The sequence below is a fragment of the Sphingobium sp. FG58 genome, from assembly GCF_057809055.1.
Genome location: NZ_JBMDJF010000005.1, coordinates 65,268 through 79,551, shown reverse-complemented (window position 1 = coordinate 79,551; position 14,284 = coordinate 65,268). Strand labels below are relative to the sequence as shown.

Annotated in this window: 9 protein-coding genes; 3 read left to right on the top strand and 6 right to left on the bottom strand. The window is 60.7% G+C overall.

The features are described 5' to 3' along the window. The first annotated feature begins 108 nt into the window (after positions 1 to 108). The 3 genes from ACODR8_RS08500 to ACODR8_RS08490 are packed head-to-tail and all read left to right on the top strand — an operon-like array spanning position 109 to position 6,143. The gene (locus tag ACODR8_RS08500) at positions 109 to 1,938 is read left to right on the top strand and encodes a GAF domain-containing protein (protein WP_489006844.1); all 1,830 of its coding nucleotides are present in this window, start codon (positions 109 to 111) and stop codon (positions 1,936 to 1,938) included. Positions 1,939 to 1,945: 7 nt separating this feature from the next. Next, the gene (locus ACODR8_RS08495) at positions 1,946 to 4,099 is read left to right on the top strand and encodes a peptidase M50 (RefSeq protein WP_489006843.1); all 2,154 of its coding nucleotides are present in this window, start codon (positions 1,946 to 1,948) and stop codon (positions 4,097 to 4,099) included. Further along, positions 4,092 to 6,143: a preprotein translocase subunit SecA gene (locus tag ACODR8_RS08490; RefSeq protein ID WP_489006842.1), complete on the top strand. Its 2,052-nt coding sequence runs from the start codon at positions 4,092 to 4,094 to the stop codon at positions 6,141 to 6,143. Before ACODR8_RS08495 ends, ACODR8_RS08490 begins: the two co-directional genes overlap by 8 nt. Positions 6,144 to 6,186: 43 nt before the next feature. On the opposite strand, the gene ACODR8_RS08485 is transcribed toward ACODR8_RS08490, so the two are convergent. The 6 genes from ACODR8_RS08485 to ACODR8_RS08460 form a co-directional block, all read right to left on the bottom strand. Then, a complete protein-coding gene (locus ACODR8_RS08485) occupies positions 6,187 to 7,536 on the bottom strand; it encodes a TolC family outer membrane protein (protein ID WP_489006841.1) in 1,350 nt (449 codons plus the stop codon). Between the two features lie 40 nt (positions 7,537 to 7,576). Beyond that, entirely contained in the window at positions 7,577 to 8,548 is a 972-nt protein-coding gene (locus ACODR8_RS08480) for an efflux RND transporter periplasmic adaptor subunit (RefSeq protein WP_489006840.1), read from the bottom strand. A 436-nt stretch (positions 8,549 to 8,984) separates the two neighbouring features. Beyond that, a complete protein-coding gene (locus tag ACODR8_RS08475) occupies positions 8,985 to 9,668 on the bottom strand; it encodes a cytochrome b (RefSeq protein WP_489006839.1) in 684 nt (227 codons plus the stop codon). Then, on the bottom strand, positions 9,665 to 11,191 hold the full coding sequence (locus tag ACODR8_RS08470; protein WP_489006838.1) for an amidohydrolase family protein: 1,527 nt from the start codon (positions 11,189 to 11,191) through the stop codon (positions 9,665 to 9,667). Before ACODR8_RS08470 ends, ACODR8_RS08475 begins: the two co-directional genes overlap by 4 nt. A gap of 25 nt (positions 11,192 to 11,216) precedes the next feature. Then, a complete protein-coding gene (locus tag ACODR8_RS08465; protein ID WP_489006837.1) occupies positions 11,217 to 13,538 on the bottom strand; it encodes a TonB-dependent receptor in 2,322 nt (773 codons plus the stop codon). A 199-nt stretch (positions 13,539 to 13,737) separates the two neighbouring features. Continuing rightward, positions 13,738 to 14,277, bottom strand: coding sequence for a VOC family protein (locus tag ACODR8_RS08460; protein WP_489006836.1), 540 nt, complete (start codon positions 14,275 to 14,277; stop codon positions 13,738 to 13,740). Positions 14,278 to 14,284: the final 7 nt, after the last annotated feature.

Below are 14,284 nucleotides of genomic sequence, written 5' to 3'. Positions count from 1 at the left end.
GGGTGACGTCGGCCGACAGGGTGATGGCGATATGGCTGGCCAATCGTTGGGGAAGCGCCGGATGATCAGGCGGGCGACAGTTTCAGGGGCCATAATAATTTGAGAGCCATGCCCTCCACATCCGAACCGTCCGACGATGCCCGGCTGTGGGCATCGATGGCCAGCGCACGCGATGCCGGGGCCTTTTGCCGCGCCTGGCTGGATTTGCAATGCGCGCGCACGCCTGGGGCGGTCGCCGGCCTTGTCGTGCTGGAAGGGGAGGAAAACAGTTTCGCGCCGGCAGCCTCCTGGCCCACCGGCCCGCAGGATATTCCACATCTGCGCAAAGTGGCTGAACAGACGCTGGCGAGTGGCCAGGCCGTCGTTGAAAACGACCCGGATCATCCCGCCCAGACCGGCATCGCCTATCCCATCGCGGCTGCCGGGCGGACCTATGGCGCGGTCGTCCTCGTCATTACAGGCGCAACGGCGGAGCGATTGCAGCCGATATTGCGCGAACTCCATTGGGGTGTCGGCTGGATATTGTCGATCGTATGGCAGCATCAGGCCACCGAACAGGCCGATAGAAATGCCGCATCCATTGCGGCGCTGGATGTGCTGGCGGCGATCGAGGAGCATGAAAGCTTCGATGAATCGGCGGTCAGCCTGTGCAATGCTCTGGCGGTCGCGCTGGACTGTACGCGGGTCAGCTTTGGCAAGGTCTACAAGGACAAAGTGTCGCTTGCCGCGATGTCGCATGGCGCATGGTTTCGCAAAAAATCCGATACCGCCGAAGCGATTGAGGCGGCGATGGACGAAGCGCTGGATCAGGGCGTTACACTGAGCGTCCCGCCGTCCGACGGCAATCGTCTGATCACGCTTCAACAGGCCCGGCTTGCCGCGGGCGGAGGATTGACGGCGGTCGCGTCCGTGCCGGTGCTGGATCGCGGGCTGCCGGTGGGGGTCATCACGCTGGAACGCGATGCCGAAGGCGTTGCCTTTGCCCCACGCGACCTGCTGTTTGCGCAAAGCGTGGCGAGCCTGACAGCGCAATTGCTGGCGTTCAAACTGCGGGAGGAGCGCTGGTTCGGCGGCCGCGCGCGTCGGCATATGATGGACAGCGCGCGTGCCTTGTTCGGCCCACGCCGTCCGCTTGCCAAGGCGCTGGGCGTTGCCGCTCTCCTGTTGCTGCTGATCTTGCTCGTGCCGCTCGCCCAATTCCGGGTCAGCGCCGATGCCGCGCTGGAGGGGCGGGTGCAACGCGCGGCGGCAGTGCCATTCTCCGGCTTCATTGCGCAATCCCATGCGCGCGCGGGCGATGTCGTCAAACAGGGCCAATTGCTTGCCACGCTGGACGATCGCGATTTGCAGATAGATCACGCCCGTTCGGTGAGCGAAGTGCAGCAGCTTGACCGGGAATATCGGGAATCGCTCGCCAAGCATGAGCGATCGAACATGAACCTCGACGGGGCCAAGCTGCGTCAGGCGCAAGCCCAACTCCGCCTCATCGAATATAAGCTTGCGCGGACAAATATTCTCGCCCCGCTCTCAGGCGTGCTGGTTTCCGGCGATGTCAGCCAGCTGGTCGGCACGCCGGTCAAGGAAGGGGAAATCCTCTTCGAAGTGGCGCCGCTCGACGATTTCCGCGTCGTCCTTCATGTCGAGGAAGCGGATATCACCTATGTGCGGCCGGGACAGAAGGGGCGCTTTGCCCCGACCGGGCTTGCCGGGGAGACCGTGCCGTTCGTCGTCACCCGTATCTCCTCCGTGACCGGGACGCAGGAGGGTAAGAACACCTTTCGGGTCGAGGCCGAGCTGGACAGTGACGCGCCAAAGACGCTGCGTCCGGGCATGGAGGGCATTGCCAAGGTGACGATCGACCGTCGATCGAACCTCTGGATATGGACACGCGGACTGCGCAACTGGCTCCAGCTCTTCTTCTGGAAGTGGATACCCTGAGCGCATCATGGCCAATCCGTTCCACAGCTCGTCATGGTTTCAGGTCGCGCGGCTCCGCCCCCGGCTCAAGGGGCATGTGCGGGTGCGCAGGCACCACTATCGCGGGCAGGTCTGGTATGTGATTGACGATGGCGCTTCCGGCAAGGCGCATCGTTTCCCCAAGGGCGCCTATGAACTGGCGGGCCGACTGGACGGAACGACGACGGTCGAGGCGCTGTGGGAATTGCTGGTGGACCGTCTGGGTGAAGATGCGCCCAGTCAAGACGATGTCATCGCCGCGCTGGGCCAGCTACATGCAGCAGACCTGCTCGCCAGCGATACATTGCCCGATACCAGCGAAGCCTATCAGCGGCTCAAGAAGGAACGCCGCCAGCGCTGGCTGCAAAATCTCAAAAGCCCGATGTCGGTGCGGCTCAACCTTGTCGACCCGGATCGCTTCCTTACCCGCCACATGAATCTGGTCGCGCCTCTGTTCAGTGTGGCGGGCCTGTTTCTGTGGCTGTGCGTGGTCGTCCCCGCGCTGCTGCTGGTTGGCACCCACTGGAACGAGATGACCGGCAATCTGGCCGACCGGGTGCTGGCGGCGGACAATCTGCTGCTCATCGCCCTCATTTATCCGCTGGTCAAATGCATCCATGAACTGGGCCACGGCTTTGCGGCCAAGAATTTCGGCCGGGAAGTGCGGGAAATGGGCGTGATGCTGCTCATCCTCGTGCCTGTTCCCTATGTCGATGCCTCGCATGTCAGCATCCTTGCCAGCAAGTGGCAGCGCGCGCTGGTCGGCGCGGCGGGCATGATTGCCGAAGTGTTTGTCGCCGCGCTTGCAACCTTTGCTTGGGTGCTGATGGAGCCGGGGCTGGCACGGGCCATCGCCTTCAACATCATGCTGATTGCCGGGGTGTCGACAGTGCTGGTCAACGGCAATCCGTTTCTGCGGTTCGACGGCTATTATATCTTGGCCGACCTCATAGAGATTCCCAATCTTGGCAGTCGCGCAAACAGGTTCTGGGCGCATCTGGTCGACAAATATATATTCCGCACACCCGGCGGACTGCCGTTCGACGCGACGCCGGGGGAAAAAAGATGGTTCCTCTTCTTTGCCCCCGCCGCGCTGATCGCCCGCATGACGATGCTGATCGCCATCGCGCTGTTCGTGGCGCAGAAATATTTTGTGGTCGGAGTGCTGATTGCGCTCTGGTCCTTGTGGAGCGGGCTGGGCCTTCCGGTGTGGAAGATGTTTGCCCATGTGGTGTCCAGCCCGCAACTGCATGGCAACCGGAAACGGGCGGTCAGGATCACGCTTGGCCTGGTTGGCGCGCTCATGCTGGCGCTGTTTGCCGTCCCGCTACCGCTGCACGTCAATGCGCAGGGGATCGTCTGGCTGCCGGAGGAGGCGCATGTGCGCGCTGGCGCGGACGGCGTCATCACCCGGCTGGCCGCACCGGACGGCGCGCGGGTAAAAAAGGGGACGCTGCTGATGCAGGCGGAAAACCCGGTGCTGGAGGCCGAAGTCGAACAGATACGCTGGCGCTTGCGGGAGCTTGAAGTGGAGGCCGATGCCGAACTGGCGGGGGATCTGGTCAAGCGGCAGATCAGCCAGGATGCATGGCGCGAATATTCCCGCAGGCTGGTGGTGCAGGAACAGCGGCTGGGGGATCTGGGCCTGACAGCCGGGACCGATGGTACTTTCATGCTCACCCAGGCACCGGCGCAGGATTTGCCCGGCCGTTACGTGCAAAAGGGGACGCTGCTGGGCTATGTGACGCCCGGCTATGCAGCGGTGGCGCGCGTCGTCGTGCCGCAGGACGACATAGAGCTTGTGCGGGCGCGGCTGCGTGCCGTGCGATTCTGGCTGGCGTCCGAACCGGGGCGCAGCTGGGACGGGAGCATTGCCCGCGCGATACCGGGCGGCACCTTCGAATTGCCGAGCGAGGCACTCTCCACCACCTATGGCGGGAGCATCCCCACCGATCCGGGCGACGAGAAGGGGCTGACCGCGCTCAGCCGCGTATTCCTGTTCGATGTCTCGCTGCCGCAGCAATTGCGCGATGCGCGCTTTGGCACCCGCGTTCATGTTCGCCTGCAACTGGGCTGGGAGCCGGTTGGCTGGCAGTTCGTGCGCCGACTGCGCCAGCTGTTCCTGACGCAATTCAATGGTTGAGGCGACGTTTTCGCGCTGGGGCGCGCTTAGTGACAGGCTGCGCGAAAAGGCACGCCATTTTTGGCATGAGGCGCGCAGCGATGCCCGCCCCGTCATCGCGCCCTATGCCGAGCGCGGACCAGCGCCATCATGGAAGTGGGACCGGCCGCTCGACCTCCTGCTGGGGCGCTTCATGCTCGCCGTGCAGCGGGACAAGCCGAGTTTGCTCGATCGGGCGCAGCGCATTGTCCTGCGGTCCGCCGAATGTGCCGATCTGTCCGACGAGGCGCTCAACGCCGCCTGTATCGAGATACGTGAGCGGCTGATGCGCGAACGGCTGGGCGAAGCGGTGGTTGACGAAGCTTTTGCCCTCATTCGCGAAGTCAGCGGGCGGGAGCTGGGCCTGCGTCATTTCCCTGTGCAATTGATGGCCGGACTGGTGATGCTGGATGGCGGGCTAGCCGAAATGGCGACGGGGGAGGGCAAGACGATCACTGCTTTGCTGCCTGCGATCACCGCGGCGATGGCGGGTATGCCGGTCCATGTTTTCACCGTGAACGATTATTTGGCCGAACGGGATTGCAACAGCCTGCGCCCGGTGATCGAGCGTTTTGGTCTGCGCTGCGGCCTGATCGTCAACGGGCAGGAAAATCCTGAGCGCCGTGCCGCTTATGGATGTCATATCGTCTATGGGACGAACAAGGAAATGACCTTCGACTATCTGCGCGATCAGACGGCGTTGGGAAAGAGGCGAGGGCAGGGCCGTCGCCTGATTGCAGAGCTGTTCGGGCAAGGTACGCAGCCTCTTTTGATGCGCGGGCTGCATTTCGCAATCGTGGACGAGGCGGATTCGATCTTCATCGATGAAGCGCGCACGCCGCTGATCCTGTCTGCCGAATTGCCGGGCGACACCGATGGCGTCTATCTCGCGGCACTCGAACTGGCCGCCATGCTGGAGGAGGGGCGCGATTATGTTTTGACCGAAGGCACGCGCTCGGTCCATCTGACCGCGCATGGCAAGGACAGTGTTGCTGAACTGTCCCAGGGTCTGCCGCACACCCAATGGCGTATCCGGCTGGCGCGCGAGGAACTGGCGATGCGGGCGATTTCCGCCACACGCCTGTTCCTGCGTGATCGGGACTATATCGTGACCGATGGCAAGGTGCAGATCGTCGATGAATCCACGGGCCGTGTCATGGCGGACCGGTCATGGGAAGGCGGGCTGCATCAGCTGGTGGAGACCAAGGAGGCGGTGGACATTTCCGGCGTCCGCAACACCATGGCCCGGATCACCTATCAACGCTTTTTCCGCCGCTATCGCCGGTTGAGCGGCATGACCGGCACGGCTGGTGAAGTGGCGGATGAACTATGGGCCGATTACGGGCTGAAGGTCGTGGTGATCCCGCGCAACCGCCCCAATCTGCGCAGCGATCGCGGTCATGTGATGGTGCAGTCGGCGCAGGAAAAATGGGCAATGGTTGCCGCCGAAGTCGCCCGGATACACGCGCAGGAAGGCGCGCGCCCAGTGCTGATCGGTACGCGCTCCGTCGCGGATTCCGACGCCGTCTCGCAAGCGCTGACCCACGCGGGCATAGCGCACCGGGTGCTGAATGCGCGGCAGGACGAGGAGGAGGCGGAGATCATCGCGCAAGCGGGCGAACCGGGGGCCGTCACGGTCGCGACCAATATGGCCGGGCGCGGCACCGACATTCTGCTGAACCCAACTGCCAAAGCGCAGGGCGGATTGCATGTCATCCTCACCGGCTTTCACGATACCGCGCGGATCGATCGCCAGCTGTTCGGTCGTGCCGGACGGCAGGGTGACCCCGGCAGCACCATTGCGATCACGGCGCTGGACGACCAGCTTTATACGGATTTTGCGCCGCGCGCCGCCCGGATCGTCGGTTCGTCCGCCAACAGATGGCCCCTGTTCGACGGTAAGGCGAACATGCTGCGGCGGCTGGCACAGCGCAATGCCGAGAAGCGCCACGCCGCCGACCGGCGGCAGACGGAACTCGCCGAGGAGCGCCTTCGCAAGACCATGGCCTTTGGCGGCGGCGAATGAGATGGTGGCAGGGCGGCGCCTGCAACAGGTGGATGCCGCCCGGTCAATCCGGCTTCACGGTCGGTTGATAGAGCATAGTCTTGTCGAAATTGAGGTCCGCCGAGTCCGCCTTGCCCATCACGGCGAGTAGCGCAAAACCCGCGACATAGGCATCGCGCCGCGCGGTGAGCATCGTGACCTGGGCGTTCAGCAACTCCTGTTCGGCATTGAGCTGATCGAGCAGCGGGCGCAGCCCGGCGCTGACTTCCGCCCGCATTCCCGCCAGCACCTGCTGATTGGCGGTAACGCCGCGCTGGGCGGTGTCGGTCACATGGGTCGCCGCCTGCCATGTGGCAAAGGCGGAGCGCGCTTCGGCAATGACCTTGCCTTCGGCATCCAGTGCCTGCTTGTCGGCAACATCCTGCTTGGCGAGCGCCTGGCGCGTCTGTGCCCCGGTGCGGCCACCGTCCAGGATCGGCATTTTCAGGGTTAGGCCGACAAAGGCGGTGGTGCCGCGATCACCATTGCGCGGCCCCGTGCCTTGGTCCAGCGAGCCGAGATAATCATATTGGCTGATCCCGCCAATCGCGCTGAATTTGGGATAGGCCTGCGATCTGGCGACATCGATATCATAACCCGCAGCGGTCCGCTGCACGCGGGCAGAGGCAATTTCAGGATTGTTGGCCAGCGCCGTTTCCACAGCTTCCGTGGGTGATGCCGGCATTTGCGGCAATGGCGGCGGCAGCTCCAGATTTTCGGCCGCATGACCAACCAGCCTGATATATTGCTCCTTGCTCGAAATGAGCCGTGCGCCGGCCGTTTCCATCTGGCTTTCGGCCAGCGCCAGCCGCGCTTCGGCCTGCGCCACATCGGTCGGCCCGCGACTGCCAGCACGGCGGCGATCGACCGCTTCCTTGACGGTATAGCGCATCACCTCGACATTGTTGCGGTTAAGGCCGACGACTGCCTCATCACGCAGCACATCCATATAGGCTCCCACGACGGCAGAGAACAGGTCCGCTTCGGTCTGGTTCAGGCCAAAATGGCTCGCCTCCACCCGTGCTTTCGCCGCGCTCATACTGCCGCGGACAGCGCCGAAATCCAGCAACGGAACATTGGCGTTGAGCTGGCCAACAAATTGGCGATCCGGGTTGGAGAAAAATCCGCCCGGCGCTGGTTTGCCGGTAAGGACATTTTCCTGATAGGTCGCACTGCCATCGATAGTGGGCATTCCCGCGACGCGCGCCAGTGGCACATCCTCCTCGGCAACGCGGATGCTGGCGCGCTGGGCCGATATGGTCGGGTTGTTGCGGTAGGCGCCTTCCAGCGCCTGTTGCAGGGTTTCGGCGCTGACGGACGACGGCAGGATGGCGCATATGGCGATACCGGCGAAATAGGCTTGCTTCCTGGTCATGTCCGTAAAGCTCCTGTCTGATTGGGGTGAGCGGGACCGATTACTCCGGCCGCGTGGCGATGCTTGCGGGTTTGCGATCGATTTCGAGCCGGCAGCGCAGCCCGGCAGGCAGTTTGTTGCCGGGATTGGGCAGCGCCAGGCGCATCCCGAACGTCCCGCTGGCTGCGTCGAAAACGCGGTCGATCACCTTGATCCGCGCCCGATATTTTCCGCCGACCGGCGCTTCGGGGAAAATCGAAACCTCGTCACCGACCTGCACAGCATCCAGCTGCGCAATGGGGGCGAACACTTCGACATTCAGCGGATCGACCTGCGCGATCGTCAGAATATGAGTCGCATCTGCGCCCCGATATTCGCCAGGGGCCATGCGGCGTTCCGTCACGATGCCATTGACGGGGCTGCGCACGGTCTTTTGTCCGATCACGCGCTGCGCCTGGACATATTCCAGTCGGGCAACCCGTTGCTCTTCGGCGGCGGCCTTGCGCTCCTCTGCGGCGGATTGCGCGTTGGCGCGCGCTTCGTCCACCACATCGCGGGCGAGATATTGGCTGACCTGGTCCGATCGCTGGCTGACCGTGGCAAGATAGGCCGCGCGACTTGCCGCGGCGCGTTCGGCGTGGGGGTTGGAGGCGCGGGCCTGCGCAGCGGCGGCGGCGGCGCGCTCGACATCGGTGTATAATTGAGCAACTACCTGCCCACGCCGAACATCATCGCCCCTGTCGACATAGATATTCTGAACCACGCCCTCGACACCGCTGTTCACCCGAACGACCTGACTCGGCTCGATCAGGCAATCAGTCGGACGGGCAGCATCCAGTCCGGGCGGGGCCACCGCATTGCTGCTGCTGGACGGCGGGGCTGTTCCGGCGGCTTTGGCGGTGGCAACAGTGCCGGAAGGGGCTGGCGCTTTTGAGGGCGTAGCGGGTGTTTCGCCGCTGCGCGCGACAAGCGTTATCCCGACAATCAGCGCCAATGCGCCGCCACCGAAAATAACAGCCTGTTTGCGGTCCATCGATCAAGTCCCCCCCCAAAGCACGGCATCAGACAGCTCCCGCTATCCGTTGCAGTAATCATGCGACTTGTATCTTTGGCGAAAGGGCGGAAATCCGCATTTTCATTCCGCATCGGCAACCTAGCCAACCTGGCAATATGTTGCAACTATTTGTGATGGTGGAATTGTCTTGGATTTGGTCAGGCAAGCGTAGCGATTTGGGATTGCTTGCCCGACTGGCGAATGGGACCGGACGTAAGCGTTTACCGGATCGCCCGATATTGAGCGAAGTCATCGGCTGGGACAATGGGGCGCGACCATCATCAGACCCGATGCCTTCGCTCATCTGCCGACCTGATCGCGCGTGCAAGAGGCTGCCTTTCCGATATCAATCCGGGTCAATAATATCGCGGTCTGATAAATAGGTGTGATATGAGCTGAGCAGGGCGACTGCATTTCATGTTCCGCCTCCTCTACCCAGACCGATCCGGCCAAGCTCGTCCACGCGATCGATATATTGGTGCTTCAGCGCTCCAGAGATATGGAGCAGGAGAAGGAACGCCATCAGCAGCGCGAGCGCCTCGTGCATGTCGACCGCACGACCATGAAAAACATGTTGTGGCTCCACACCCTCCCGAGTTTCGCCCATCTCCTCGAAATATGACATCAGGGGCAGGGGTATGGTCCACCAGATTTCTCGTGGTCCCAATCGGCGCGGCTTTTCGCCTCTAGCGATCGAATGGGCCGTGACTAGCCTTGCTCCATCCGAAGCGGGCGGAGGATTACTCGAAATGATGACCCATCCGCTCAGCGGAACAGCGATCATCAAACCGTAGAGCGCGACATGCGTGAGATTGGCTAGATATGCCTCCAATGGCTTCAGCGTCTTTTCGTGCGGCGGCGGCGGGTGGCCGATGCGCCAAAGGATGCGGACTATCGTAAGGGCCAAAACGCTGATGCCGCAGGACATGTGCATGGGGATGATAATCCCGCGCCAGGGCTGCGGCAGACCTTCCATGTAGAAACCAACGGCGAAATTGAAAGCGATCAGTCCAGCGGTCAACCAATGTAGCCACATCGCCACCCGGCTGTACCGGGCAGACGAACGACTGACGCCCTCTACATCGCCATCTATCGTCATTCTGAGCCGGTGTCCCCGACGAGCGTAACCGTCGCGGCCTCATGCGCAAGGCGAGCGGAGCGTTCTTCGCGCTCGGTCCGCAGCTTCGTCCAATCGACGCCCAGCATCTTGCCGCCGCGTTTGCGCGCTACCCCGGCGATCCAGACGCTGTCTATGTCCTCGGTTCTGGCGAAGTTCACGACCCGATCGGACAGCGTCCCCGCTTTGGTGAAACCGAAGCGATCGGTACGTAGCAGGAGAAGGTCGGCGCGTTGCCCCACGGCCACCCGTCCCATCACATCGCCCAGTCGGATCGATGCCGTGCCATCGCCGGTTGCGAAATGGAGGACATCGTCCGATCCATATTTGCTTGCCAGCTTGCCATCTTCTGCCGTGCGGAACAGATGGAAATAGGCCGACCTGACAAAGTCAAAATAGTCCTGCGTCATGTTAAGCGGCGCATCGGTCGAAATGCCGACCGCCACGCCCGCCCGGCGCGCGCGAGCGTGGACCGCAGGTTCGGGGTATCGGATTTCGCCCATCGGCGACGCGGAAATCATCGACTTCGCCTGAGCCAGCAACATCAGCTCGTCCTCTGGAATGCCATTGCCGTGCGAAATGAGATAGTCTGGCCCGAGCAGTCCGGCGTCGGCATATTGATGCATGTCTCGAACAAAGTCCGGGCCGGGGAACGGCTTTTTGCGCGAATAATGCTGGGTAATGATATGCGGCTCATAGGTGCGAAGCCGACGGAATTCCTGAACGAAATCGACGAAGCGTCGATTGCCATAATGGGCGTTGCTCGTCGCCAGGCCGAACCGGACCAATCCGCTATCGCTGAACACGTTGCGGCGCAGATGTTCTGCCGCCAGCCAATGCTGGTCGTCAGGTGGTGCAAGGCGATCGGCGCGGGCCTGTTCGATGGGAACAGTGTTGCCCTTTTTGTAGCTGGGCGTGTGTGAAACCTGGTAGCAAAATGTCCCGGAAATGCCGGAATCGATCAAGCCGCGCGCAGCGCCTTCGGCAAGTTGTGGCGTGTGGAAGATGTGGCAATAGTCAACCACGCCCGTGACGCCCGTCTCTATCGCCTGTAGCCCGCCCAGATACTCTGCGAAATAGGCATCCTCGGGCGTGTAGCAGACCATCGTCTTGAACTTCCAGCTTTCATAGCCGGTCTTTGTTGGCCCCGCTTGGCGTATCGACGTCACTTCGCCGACTTCAAGCGCTTCCCATACATGTCGATGCCCATCGACCATGCCCGGCATCAGGATATGATCTTGCCCGTTGACGATTTCGGCGCTGCCTGCGGACAGGTTCTTGCCGATCGCCAGGATCCGTCCGCCGCCGATCAGCACATCGGTGGCTGGCAGATCGCCAACCTTGCGATCCATGGTGAGAAGGTCGGCGCCACGGATGAGGAGATTGCGCTGTTGCTTGGCCGAGGCCGGGATCTTGCGACCGGCTGCAAGGGCAGGCCCGACAGCCAGGCTGACCCCGGCGCCCGTCATCAGTCCAAGAAATTTCTTACGCGAGATATTTGTCATCTGTGGCGCCTTCCTATTCAATCGATCAAAATGTCTTGCGAATATTGACTCCAAAACTACGTGGCTGGGTCGCAATAACAGCGCGATAGCTGTTCACGCTCGGAACCACCCGAGTCTCGCCCGCCACATCACCAATGTTACGGACGAACACGAAGATGCCCCATCCTCCGGTTTCGATACCGGCACGTGCATTGACAACGGAGAAGTCGCCCATTTCCGCATAGTTGACGTCTGTCGGGCGGAGCGCGCTGTAGGACTTTCCGGTATAGCTATAGTCGATGTGGAACAGACCATCGACACCATCTGCAAGCCCTACATCATAGTCGAGGCTGACCGCTGCGGTAAATTGTGGCTCATAGGGAATGCGGTCACCTTTGCGCCCGGGCGCCTGCGCGATCGGATTGACCTGATCGACAGTCAGGTCGGACTTGAACAGTCTGTTGAAATTCCCGCCGAGACGAAGCCCCGGAACGATCTGGAGACTAGCCTCCATTTCCAAGCCGACAATGCGCGAGGCGCCTATATTGGTGAGATAGCTAAAGCTGTTATTGAGCGTCGTCGCCTGCGTTTGCATGTTGCGCCAGTCGATCCGGTACAATGCGCTATTGAGCGTGATGCGGCGGTCGAACAATGTCGACTTGACGCCCAATTCATAGTTTTTGAGCGAGTCCGAACTATAGGTGATGAGGCTATCAGGAAGGCCGGGAACATTATTGGCGCCGCCTGGCCGGAACCCTTCCGAATAGGTAAAATAGGTCAGGATATTCTCGATCGGCTTGATGTTGATCGTACCTTTCGTCACCCATCCGTTTTCGCTGGAATCATAGTTTAATGGCGGTCCGGCGATCGCACCATTAAAGAAGGATGTCTGAAGGATCTGGGAACGCGTGTCCTTATCATAATCGTATCGACGTGCGCCCACCGTCAGCTCAAGCCAATTGGTGACGTCATAGCTCAGTTCGCCAAAGGCCGCTTTCTGCGTAAGATCGACCGATATGACCCGATCGCCGACGGTGACGATCGGAAATTCTGGAAGGCCAGTGGCGGCGTCAGCCGATGCCTGGAAGCTCCGGCTGTCGTCTGAACGTTTTTCGTAGAAAATGCCCGCGGTCCACTTGAACGGACCAGAACCATTCGACGTCATCCGCAGTTCTGCGACATTGCTCCACAATTCCATCGGCTGCGTTGCATAGAGCGGCAGCCGCGAATTGCCATATGATTGATATTCCGCCAGTTGCGTCGCAGTGCAGGCGGTCGAGATGCCGTGATAAAGACGGCAATAGGTGCCGCGCGCTACAGCGTTGCGACCGGCGCGCGTCGATTCAACATCCCTCTGGCCATCATATTCGAAACGCGACGCAGCCAGTGTTACCGTAGCAAATGGCAGCTTCCAATTTGCCTGAAGCGTGAAAAGATCAAGCTTGTTCCAGAAGCCGACCTTCTGCTCAAAATCGCTGCGGAATGGCCCGAGCGCGCGATTGTAGGACGATGTGTCATCGACGTCGGTATTTTGGTGAATGGCCGTCAGCAGCAGATCGAAATTGTCGGTGGGCTGGAACTTGACAGCCAGGCGTCCGCCTGAAACCGTCGAACGGTTGATATCGCTTTGGTTAAGACGGACATTATCGACCCAGCCGCCCCGTTTTTCAGTATAGAGAACCGCTCGAACCGCGAGCTTGTCTTCAATAATCGGCGCGTTGACGAACCCCTTTGCATAATAGCTGCCATCGCCGCCTCTGGTCGACGATCTCTCGACGTCGAATCCTCCGGCGAACCGGTCGAGCTGGGGTTGACGAAAGAGGATGCGCATCGTTCCGCTCATCGAACCGGAACCGAACAGCGTACCCTGCGGACCGCGCAGCACTTCGACCCGGTCGACGTCGTAGAAGTTGATGTCGGGCGTGGACCCCGAAGGATCATTGCTGGCGGACGTCGGGCCGGTCACCGGGGTTTCACCATAATAGACACCAACGGTAGATTCGCCCGCGCTCTGAACGCCTCTTATTGTCACACGACGTTGGCCGACCTGGATTTCATTGGCCTGAAGTCCCGGTATGAAGCGGATGATGTCCTGGATCTGGGTGACGCGAAGCTTGTCCAGTTGATCGCCGCCGACCGCCGAAATGGTCATCGGCGTATCCTGAAGTCTTGTTTCGCGACGGCTGGCTGTAACGATGATGTCGCCCTGTGGTCGTTCGACGGTCTGATCAGCGACATTGTCACCTGCCACTTGATCTTGAGCCTGGGCGATCGTCGTCGACGCCAAGACTAACGCTGCAATACTTACGCTGCGCAGTAATCGGGTATGAGTGTAATTGTCGTTCTTCCGGTATGTGATATTGGACATTTTACCCCCCTCATTTGAGCCCTGTTCGTTGACAGGATTTCTTTGTGAAGAGGCTGCATCCATCTGTAAAATATCGTTGTGTTGCGATAGCTATCTTATTTTGAGATGCACTTTACGCTATTCGCAACCGTCCGTTTATGCGTGACGAAAGGTCGATCCGTTCAGTCCGTCGCGATCATATTCATCACCGCAATAACGGTCAGACACCTAGGCGGACGCGCGTTTGCGCTTCCCATTCGGCCCTTGGCAGGAAACCGGACATCCTACGGCAATCGGCTTCGGTCAATGCAAGAAGGTGATCGTAATCGAGCGACAGATCGAGTTCGACGGCATAAGGCTGTGGAAGATAAAATGGTGTATCCATATAGACTTCGATCGTGTTGCCTTCGGGATCTTCGAAATAGATCGACCAGCTATTGCCATGGTTCATCCGGCGCAACTTCTGTACCCCTCGCGCGATGGCCTTGTCATGGATGGTACGCAGGTCAGCGAGGTCATAGACCATGAAGGACAGTTGCATGATCGTACTGAATATAGCCTCTGGCGGGCGGCCCGACGCAAGAACGAGCTGATGGTGTTTGGTCGGATCACTGCTGAGGAACACAAATTCGTTATGGATCAGCATCCCGTTTCCGCGATCGGTGGGGATCAGCCCGAATAGATCGCAGTAGAATGCCTCCATGGACGGAATATCGCGTACATAAATGCCAAAGTGCGATAGGTTGGGGCGGACGAACATGACCAAA

What these genes read in the sequence shown, in the direction of transcription:
- ACODR8_RS08465 (WP_489006837.1), bottom strand. Translation starts at nt 13,538, where the DNA reads ATGTCCAATATCACATACCGGAAGAACGACAATTACACTCATACCCGA.
- ACODR8_RS08470 (WP_489006838.1), bottom strand. Translation starts at nt 11,191, where the DNA reads ATGACAAATATCTCGCGTAAGAAATTTCTTGGACTGATGACGGGCGCC.
- ACODR8_RS08485 (WP_489006841.1), bottom strand. Translation starts at nt 7,536, where the DNA reads ATGACCAGGAAGCAAGCCTATTTCGCCGGTATCGCCATATGCGCCATC.
- ACODR8_RS08480 (WP_489006840.1), bottom strand. Translation starts at nt 8,548, where the DNA reads ATGGACCGCAAACAGGCTGTTATTTTCGGTGGCGGCGCATTGGCGCTG.
- ACODR8_RS08460 (WP_489006836.1), bottom strand. Translation starts at nt 14,277, where the DNA reads ATGTTCGTCCGCCCCAACCTATCGCACTTTGGCATTTATGTACGCGAT.
- ACODR8_RS08495 (WP_489006843.1), top strand. Translation starts at nt 1,946, where the DNA reads ATGGCCAATCCGTTCCACAGCTCGTCATGGTTTCAGGTCGCGCGGCTC.
- ACODR8_RS08475 (WP_489006839.1), bottom strand. Translation starts at nt 9,668, where the DNA reads ATGACGATAGATGGCGATGTAGAGGGCGTCAGTCGTTCGTCTGCCCGG.
- ACODR8_RS08500 (WP_489006844.1), top strand. Translation starts at nt 109, where the DNA reads ATGCCCTCCACATCCGAACCGTCCGACGATGCCCGGCTGTGGGCATCG.
- ACODR8_RS08490 (WP_489006842.1), top strand. Translation starts at nt 4,092, where the DNA reads ATGGTTGAGGCGACGTTTTCGCGCTGGGGCGCGCTTAGTGACAGGCTG.